This window comes from Acidovorax sp. KPB24-07, assembly GCF_057543315.1.
The window spans coordinates 1-971 of sequence record NZ_BAAJYS010000769.1 but is presented as its reverse complement, the minus strand read 5'-3'; the positions used below and the strand labels follow the sequence as shown (position 1 = coordinate 971).

Annotated in this window: 1 protein-coding gene; it reads left to right on the top strand. The window is 69.3% G+C overall.

The features are described 5' to 3' along the window. Positions 1-971, top strand: a 971-nt coding sequence (locus tag AC27IQ_RS25675; protein WP_487091324.1) for a DUF6531 domain-containing protein, incomplete at both ends; no start/stop codon positions are given.

The window sequence follows — 971 nt, the reverse complement described above, 5'->3', positions numbered from 1 at the left end:
ACCATGTGAACCAGCATGTCACCTACGTCAAATCCGTGGTGCACGAGGCCGGCGAGATGGTCGTCAATGGCGTGACCACCCTCACCAATGCCATCCTGGTCCGGCTCTCGCCCGAGACCCAGAAGATGATCGACAACGCCGGCAAGGTGATGGGTGGCATGGAGGCCCGGCACTTCGGCCAGGCAGCACAGGAGGAGGTGGACGCCATCCTCGAGATGCTCAAGGACCCGTCCACCTATGTGGGCCTGGGCGTGTCGATCGCGGCCACGGCCGTGCAGGGCGTTCCCATCGTCGGCCAGATCGCCGGCGGCGCCGTGATGGCCGACCGTGTGGTCGGCACGGGCCAGGCGGCCGTGCAGGCGGCCGAGGAGATCCGTTCCATCACCGAGACCTGGGGCTCGGAGATGACCCCCGCGCAACTGGAGGCCGCCCGCGTGCGCCTGGCCAAGTGGCTGCTGGGCAGCGGCGCGGCCCTGCTGGCCGCGATCGCGGGCAAGCGCTTCAAGCGCAAGACGCAGACCGAGGGCAAGAACGACACGCACCCCACCAAGGAGCACAGCGACAGCCAGCACCCCAATGGCAAGGGCCCATGCGAGTCGTGCGCCATCGGCGGGCCGGTCATCCTGTCCAGCGGCCAGAAGCTCATGGACGAGACCGACTTCACCCTGCCCGGCCCCATTCCCCTGGTCTGGCGCCGCCGCTACCGATCAGGCCTGGCCGAGGACGGCCCCTGGGGCCGCGGCTGGAGCCACCCGATGGCACAGGAACTGCGGCTCTCCGCCGACGGCATGGTGCTGCTCGACGAAGCGGGCCGCCATGTGCCGTTGCCCCACATCGCCCTGGGCGGCGAGTGGTTCGACCCGTATGAGAAGTTCACCGTGCGCCACCCGGAAGAGGGCCTGTGGGTCGTCGTGCACAAGGGCGGACTGGAGCACCACTACCGCCAGCACGCCCCCCGAGCAGTGGCGCCT